The following is a 6911-nucleotide window of genomic DNA, read 5'->3' as shown; positions in this document are numbered from 1 at the left end:
CTACACGACGCTCTTCCGATCTCCACCGGCGGGCCGTCGCCGCCGCCGAGCACGCCGGTGGCGAAGAAGGCCCCCAGGAGTACGCCGACCGTGGCGACGCCCAGCGCGATCCGCATCAACGGGTCCTGCGGCAGCCGGACGCCCCGGGCGCGGCGGGCGCCGTAGACGGTGCCGGACGGGTCGGTGTGCGGGTCGGCCATGGGGGCATCCTGACCCACCGGGGCCGCCGGGGGCCAGTCGCCCCGGCGGCACGGTGACTCAGTCGACGACCCGCACGTCCTTCCAGAACGCCACCCGGTCGCGCACCATCTCGGCGTCCGGCTTCGGGTCCGGGTAGTACCAGACCGCGTCGGCGCTGGTGGCGCCGCCGTGTTCGAGCGTGTAGTAGGAGGCGGTGCCCTTCCACGGGCAGACCGTGTGGGTGTCCGACTCGCGGATCAGGTCGTCGCGCAGGGCGGCGCGGGGGAAGTAGTGGTTGCCCTCGACCACCACGGTGTCGTCGCTCTCCGCGACGACGAGGTCGTTCCAGACGGCTTTCGGCATGTCCTCCACGCTATGCCGGTGGCCGCCCGCCGGCCACCGCTCAGCGGGTCGGCTCCGGATCGGTGACGTCGGCGACGGTGGCGTCGAGCGCGGACAGCGCGGCGTCGGCGTCCAGCGCCACGGCCGTCCCGGGCTCGCCCGCGCCGAGCGTGATCTCCCGGCCGCGCAGCCGCTCGTCGGCGACGACCGGCCAGGCGGTGCGCGACCCGAACGGGGTGATGGTGCCGCGCGCGTAGCCGGTCGCGGCCTTCGCCGCCTCGGCGTCGGGCAGCGACAGCCGGCTCACCCCGAGCAGGGCGCGCAGCTTCGGCCAGGAGACGACCCGGCCGCCGGGGGTCAGCACGAACAGGTGGTCGCCCTCGCCGCGGCGTACCACGATCGTCTTGACCACGTCGGGTACCTCGACGCCGCGTGCCTCGGCCGCCTCGGCGAGGCTCGCCACCGGCCCGTGCCGGATCACCCGGTACGGCAGGCCGGCGGCGTCGAGGGCGGTGAGCGCGGGATTCGCCATGGCCGTCACGGTAACCCGCGGGTCGTCGGCGGGTCGCCGGAAGGCCACCGTGGACATCCCACGAATTGTCGTACCCGGGCGTAAGGTGATCTCATGCACGCTGTCCGTGATCATGAACGGGCGGTGGACACGCTGCGGCGCTCCTACGCCGCGGTGCCCGCCGGGGAACCCGTACGGCTGGCCAAGCAGACCTCGAACCTGTTCCGCCCCCGATCCGCGCCGCGTACGCCGGGCCTGGACGTGAGTGGACTGACCGGCGTGCTCGGCGTCGACCCGGCGGCCCGCACCGCCGACGTGCAGGGCATGTGCACCTACGAGGATCTGGTCGACGCGACGCTGCCGCACGGTCTGATGCCGCTGGTCGTGCCGCAGTTGCGCACGATCACGCTGGGCGGCGCGGTGACCGGCCTGGGCATCGAGTCCACCTCCTTCCGCAACGGCCTGCCGCACGAGTCGGTCACCGAGATGGACATCCTCACCGGCGCCGGTGAGATCGTCACGGCCCGGCCGCAGGGCGAGCACGCCGACCTGTTCCGGGCCTTCCCCAACTCGCTGGGCAGCCTCGGCTACGCCACCCGGCTGCGCATCGAGCTGCAACCGGTCCGCCGGCACATGGCGCTGCGCAACATCCGGTTCACCCGGCTGGAGGAGCTGGCCGACGCGGTGGCCGAGGTGGTCGCCAAGGGCGCCTGGGCCGGTGACCCGGTGGACGCCATGGACGGGGTGATGTTCAGTCCCGGCGAGGCCTACCTCGTGCTCGGCACGTTCACCGACGAGGCCGAGGGGCCGCCGTCCGACTACACCGGCCAGGAGATCTACTACCGCTCGCTGCGCCGCCGCACCCGCGACGTGCTCGGCGCGTACGACTATCTCTGGCGATGGGACACCGACTGGTTCTGGTGCTCGGCGGCGTTCGGGGTGCAGCACCCGATGGTCCGGCGGCTCTGGCCGCAGCGCTACCGGCGCAGCGACGTCTACCACCGCATCGTCCGGCTGGAGCACCGGCACCAGGTGGCGGCCCGGATCGACAGGTGGCGGGGCCGGCCGGCGCGCGAGCGGGTGGTGCAGGACGTGGAGATCCCGCTGGACCGCACGGCCGAGTTCCTGCGCTGGTTCGCGGCCGAGGTCGGCATGACGCCGGTCTGGCTCTGCCCGTTGCGGTTGCGTGAGCCGGCCGGGCGGGGGTCCGCCAGGGCGTGGCCGCTGTATCCGCTCCAACCGGGCGAAACGTATGTGAACATCGGCTTCTGGGGGAGCGTGCCGATCGCGGCGGGAGCCGCCGACGGCGACGTCAACCGCCAGATCGAGCGCATGGTGTCGGAGGTGGGCGGCCACAAGTCGCTCTACTCCGACGCGTACTACGACCGGGCGGCGTTCGACCGGCTCTACGGCGGGGACACCTGGCGCGCCGTGAAGGACCGCTACGACCCGGACCACCGACTCACCGGACTGTACGAGAAGGCGGTATCCCGAGCATGAGTCTGACCGACCGAACACCGGGGGCGGCGAGCGCCCCGGCCGGTCCGCCGGCGGGCGGCCGGCGCACCGGACCGACCGTGGCGGACGTGGTCCGCGCGGTCACCACCGGCGACCTGACGGTGCGCGTCACCGGCTACGACGGCAGCGCCCTGGGCCCGGCCGACGCCGGGATCACCCTGGCGATCCGCACCGAGCGGGGCCTGTCCTACCTGCTCACCGCGCCCGGTGACCTGGGCATGGCGCGGGCCTACGTCAGCGGCGACCTGGGGCTGGAGGGCGTGCACCCGGGCGACCCGTACGAGGCGCTGCGCGTGCTCAAGGACGAGATGCCGCTGCGGATGCCGCCGATGGGCGAGGCGCTGGCCCTGGTCAAGGGCCTGGGCTGGGAGCGGCTGATGCCGCCGCCGCCCCCGCCGCAGGAGGCCGCGCCGCGCTGGAAGCGGGTGGTGAACGGCCTGCGCCACTCGCGGACGCGGGACAGCAACGCGATCTCGCACCACTACGACGTGTCGAACGCCTTCTACGAGAAGGTGCTCGGGGAGTCCATGACGTACACCTGCGCGGTCTTCCGCAGCCCGGGCGACACGCTGGAGGAGGCGCAGCGGGCCAAGTACGACCTGGTCGCCGGCAAGCTCGCGCTCAAGCCGGGGATGCGGCTGCTGGACGTCGGCTGCGGCTGGGGCGGCATGGTCCGGCACGCGGCCCGGGAGTACGGCGTGAAGGCGCTCGGTGTGACGCTGTCCCGGGCGCAGGCCGAGTGGGCGCGGGCCGCGATCGAGCGCGAAGGGCTGGGCGACCTGGCCGAGGTGCGGCACCTCGACTACCGGGACGCGCCGCGCGAGCAGTTCGACGCGATCTCGTCGATCGGGCTGACCGAGCACATCGGGGTGCGCAACTACCCGGCCTACTTCGGCGCGCTGCGGTCCCGGCTCAAGCCGGGCGGCCGGCTGCTCAACCACTGCATCACCCGCGCCGACAACCGCGCCCCGCACCGCTCCGGCGCGTTCATCGACAGGTACGTCTTCCCGGACGGCGAGCTGGCCGGTCCGGGCCGGCTGATCAGCGAGATCCACGACGCCGGGTTCGAGGTGCACCACGAAGAGAACCTGCGTCAGCACTACGCGCTGACGCTGGCCGGCTGGTGCCGCAACCTGGTCGAGCACTGGGACTTCTGCGTCGGCGAGGTCGGGCCGGGCACCGCCCGGGTGTGGGGCCTCTACATGGCCGGCTCCCGGATGGCGTTCGAGCGCAACGGGATCCAGCTGCACCAGGTGCTCGCCACGCACAACGGGCCGCAGGGGGTCGACGGCTACCCGCTGCGCCCCGACTGGACGCCCTGACACCCGTACCGACGAGAGGCCGCACGGATCGTGCGGCCTCTCGTCGTTCCTATTGACAAGTAACTTTTTTACGTACAAGCTTGTTTTTGCCATGAGAGACGTCCTGTATCTGGAACAGCGCGAGCAGGCCGAAGCCCTGCTCAAGCCGCAGCGCATCGAGGTGCTGCGGCACCTGGCCGAGCCCCGCACCTGCACCGAGGTCGCGGCCCGGCTGGAGCAGACGCCGCAGCGCGTCTACTACCACGTCAAGCAACTGGTCGCGGCCGGGCTGGCCGAGCAGGTGGCCGAGCGGCGGGTGCGCGGCATCAACGAGGGCATCTACCGCGCCGTCGCCCGGTCCTACTGGCTCTCCCCGCGGCTGGTCGGCCGGATCGGCGGCGCCCGCCGGGCACAGGACGAGTTGAGCCTCGGCTACCTGCTCGACCTCATGGAAGAGGTCCAGGCCGACATCGCCGGGCTGGACCGCACCGCCCCCGAGCTTCCGTCGATCGGCGTCTCCGGCGAGATCCGGGTGCCCGCCGAGCGGCGGCAGGAGTTCCTGCACGACCTGCAGTCGACGCTGCGGGACCTGTTCACCCGCTACGGCGGCGCCGAGGGAGACGCCTTCAAGCTCGCCGTGGCCTGCTACCCGAAGGGCAACCAGCATGAGTGACCCGATGACCGTCCGCGCCCGTCTCGCCGCGCCGGTGGCGACCGTCCGCCGGGCGCTGACCGATCCCGCCGAGCTGCGCGTGTGGCTGGCCGAACACGCCGAGGTGGACCTGCCCGGGCGGTACGAGTTCTGGGGCCGCTACACGCCCGAGGGCGACGTGCCGCACCAGCGGCTGCTGCACGCCGACGAGAAGACACTGCGCTTCGCGTGGACGCTCGACGGGGTGGAGACCACCACCGAGTTCGAGTGGGAGCCCGACGGCGACGCCACCGTCCTGACGCTGCGGCAGAGCCACTTCTCCTTCGAGGAGGCGATGAACGGCAGCAGCATCCGGGGCGTGCTCCAGACGTTCTGGGCGCTCGCGATCGCCAACCTCAACGCGCACCTGGAGGGGCGGCCGCTGCTGCCGCGTACCGACTTCACCTCCGCCGACCTGCGCGGCGAGCTGCTGATCGACGCGCCGATGGACAAGGTGTGGACCTCGCTGACCGACTCCGAGCAGGCCAGCGCCTGGTTCGGCTACCCGATCGGGATCGAGCCCTGGGAGGGCGGCCGGTACGCGATGGGCGGCTTCGACGCCGGCTACGCGGCCAAGGTGCTCGACGTGACGCCCGGCCGGGCGATGTCCGTCGACTGGGGACCGACCGGCGTCACCTCCTGGGAGCTGGCCGAGTCCGGCGGCCGGACCAAGCTGACCTTCGTGCAGTCCGGCTTCGACGAGGGTAACCCGCCGTACGCGGCCTGGTCCGGCAGCGTCGCCGGCCTGGCCGAGCTGCGGCGGTTCCACGAGGTGCCGGACTGGCAGCCCATCTGGCTCTGAGGTGTAAGGAGGGGCCCCCTGTTAACGCCTCCGGTATAGGAGGGGGCCCCGCTTAACACGTGCCCCGGATGGGTAATGGCGGGCGATGTTCTTCATCTTCGGGCTGCGGACCAAGGTCGACCGGTCCGGCGTCGTCACCCAGGTCTGCCGCCACTGCGGGAACCAGGCCGCCCAGGTGATCACCCGGCGGGTCACGAAGTTCAGCCTCTTCTTCATTCCCCTGATCCCGGTGCGCACCCGGTACGCGCAGCAGTGCACGTTCTGCGGCGCCGAGTACGAGATCTCCCGCGCCGAGGCCGAGCGCCTCCCGGTCGGCTGACCGTGACCCGTTTCCTCTGCTGGCTGATCGGGCGGCAGCCGGTCACCCCGCCCGCCGTACCGGTGCACACCGCCGCCCGCCCGCCGTGCACGCCCGGCCGTCGGCACCGTCGCCGCAGCCGACCGACGGCGGGGGCGCTGTCGCCGCGGTCCCCGTGGAACCGTTCCGCCGGCCGCTGACCCCTGGGCTTGTTAATAAGGGGCCCCGCCTCTACCGGAGGCGTTAAGAGGGGGCCCTTCCTTACACTTCATCGGGTGGAAGATCGGCTGAGCGAGATCCGCGGCGGGGGGCCGCCCCGGCGGCACAACGCGCGCACCGTCGCGGCGTTGACCGGCAATCCCGGCTGCACGCGCCGCGCCGTGCTGGACAGCGCCGGGGCGGACAAGCCGGCGCTGGCCGAGCGGCTCGGCTTCCCGGCCCGCTTCGGGCAGTCCCGCTTCGCGATCACCCGGGGCAACGCGTTCGAGGCCCAGGTCAAGGCGGACGGCGGAGCGGAGTTGCTGCGCCTGGTGGCCGAGCGGCTCGGCGTACCGGTGCCGGCCGGCGCGACCTGGACGGACCTCGGCGGTGACGACGACCGGCCGGGGCGGTCCCGGGCTGCGCTGACCGCGAGCGGCGACGGTCCCGCGCTCTTCGACCACCCGCTGCTCGGCCTGGACGTGGCCGGACGGCGCGTGCACCTGGAACCGGACCTGGTCGCCGCGCGGCTGGCCGGCCGCTTCCACGTCGTGGAGATCAAGTCGTTTCCGGTGATCGACGGGCAGGCCGACCCGGCCAAGGTCGCCGCCGCGGCGATCCAGTCCGCCGTCTACGTGCTGGCGCTGCGTGACCTGCTCGCCGCCGAGGGCCGCGACCCGGAGCTGGTCTCGCACGAGGTGGTGCTGGTCTGCCCCCGGGACTTCACCAACCAGCCGGTGGCCAGCCTGCTCGACGTGCGTCGGCAACTGCTGGTGCTGCGCCGCCAGCTGGCCCGGATGGCCCGCGTCGACGACCTGCTCGCCGCCGTGCCGGCCGGCTTCACCGCCGACCCGACGGCCGACCCGGCCACCCTCGCGGCCGCGCTGCACCAGGTGCCGGCCCGCTACGCGCCGGACTGCCTGGCCGCCTGCGAACTGGCCTACTTCTGCCGGCACGAGGCGCGCGGCCACACCGGGGCGTTGGGCCGGCCGGTCCGCGAGGCGCTCGGCGGCGTCGTCGAGGTGGCCGACGTGCTGGCGCTCGCCGAGGGCGTCCGCACCCCCGAGCCG

8 protein-coding genes are annotated in these 6911 nt (G+C 73.1%); 6 read left to right on the top strand and 2 right to left on the bottom strand.

Annotated features, from left to right (window positions below):
- Positions 1–258: 258 nt before the first annotated feature.
- Positions 259–543: a DUF427 domain-containing protein gene (locus HUW36_RS21985; protein WP_174529907.1), complete on the bottom strand. Its 285-nt coding sequence runs from the start codon at positions 541–543 to the stop codon at positions 259–261.
- A 40-nt stretch (positions 544–583) separates the two neighbouring features.
- Positions 584–1054 (bottom strand): aminoacyl-tRNA deacylase, encoded by a 471-nt coding sequence (locus HUW36_RS21980; RefSeq protein WP_174529906.1) that lies wholly within the window; start codon positions 1052–1054, stop codon positions 584–586.
- Positions 1055–1147: 93 nt separating this feature from the next.
- Here HUW36_RS21980 and HUW36_RS21975 point away from each other — a divergent pair, with 93 nt between their 5' ends.
- The 6 genes from HUW36_RS21975 to HUW36_RS21950 form a co-directional block, all read left to right on the top strand.
- Complete coding sequence (locus HUW36_RS21975; protein ID WP_174529905.1) at positions 1148–2533, top strand: FAD-binding oxidoreductase; 1386 nt, start codon at positions 1148–1150, stop codon at positions 2531–2533.
- Positions 2530–3873, top strand: a complete 1344-nt coding sequence (locus HUW36_RS21970) for a class I SAM-dependent methyltransferase (protein ID WP_174529904.1) — start codon at positions 2530–2532, stop codon at positions 3871–3873. The genes HUW36_RS21975 and HUW36_RS21970 overlap by 4 nt, the downstream gene beginning before the upstream one ends.
- A gap of 91 nt (positions 3874–3964) precedes the next feature.
- Positions 3965–4525: a winged helix-turn-helix domain-containing protein gene (locus HUW36_RS21965; RefSeq protein ID WP_174529903.1), complete on the top strand. Its 561-nt coding sequence runs from the start codon at positions 3965–3967 to the stop codon at positions 4523–4525.
- Positions 4518–5345: an SRPBCC family protein gene (locus HUW36_RS21960; RefSeq protein ID WP_174529902.1), complete on the top strand. Its 828-nt coding sequence runs from the start codon at positions 4518–4520 to the stop codon at positions 5343–5345. The genes HUW36_RS21965 and HUW36_RS21960 overlap by 8 nt, the downstream gene beginning before the upstream one ends.
- Positions 5346–5430: 85 nt before the next feature.
- On the top strand, positions 5431–5664 hold the full coding sequence (locus HUW36_RS21955) for a zinc-ribbon domain-containing protein (protein ID WP_174529901.1): 234 nt from the start codon (positions 5431–5433) through the stop codon (positions 5662–5664).
- 254 nt (positions 5665–5918) lie between these two features.
- The coding region (locus HUW36_RS21950) for a hypothetical protein (RefSeq protein ID WP_174529900.1) at positions 5919–6911 on the top strand (993 nt) is incomplete at its 3' end.

It is taken from the genome of Micromonospora maritima, assembly GCF_902825405.1.
GTDB lineage: Bacteria > Actinomycetota > Actinomycetes > Mycobacteriales > Micromonosporaceae > Micromonospora > Micromonospora maritima.
This window is presented reverse-complemented; position numbering and strand designations above follow the sequence as displayed.

Excerpts from the sequence above, each read along its gene's own strand:
- HUW36_RS21985 (WP_174529907.1), bottom strand. The coding sequence starts at position 543 with ATGCCGAAAGCCGTCTGGAACGACCTCGTCGTCGCGGAGAGCGACGAC.
- HUW36_RS21980 (WP_174529906.1), bottom strand. The coding sequence starts at position 1,054 with ATGGCGAATCCCGCGCTCACCGCCCTCGACGCCGCCGGCCTGCCGTAC.
- HUW36_RS21975 (WP_174529905.1), top strand. The coding sequence starts at position 1,148 with ATGCACGCTGTCCGTGATCATGAACGGGCGGTGGACACGCTGCGGCGC.
- HUW36_RS21970 (WP_174529904.1), top strand. The coding sequence starts at position 2,530 with ATGAGTCTGACCGACCGAACACCGGGGGCGGCGAGCGCCCCGGCCGGT.
- HUW36_RS21965 (WP_174529903.1), top strand. The coding sequence starts at position 3,965 with ATGAGAGACGTCCTGTATCTGGAACAGCGCGAGCAGGCCGAAGCCCTG.
- HUW36_RS21960 (WP_174529902.1), top strand. The coding sequence starts at position 4,518 with ATGAGTGACCCGATGACCGTCCGCGCCCGTCTCGCCGCGCCGGTGGCG.
- HUW36_RS21955 (WP_174529901.1), top strand. The coding sequence starts at position 5,431 with ATGTTCTTCATCTTCGGGCTGCGGACCAAGGTCGACCGGTCCGGCGTC.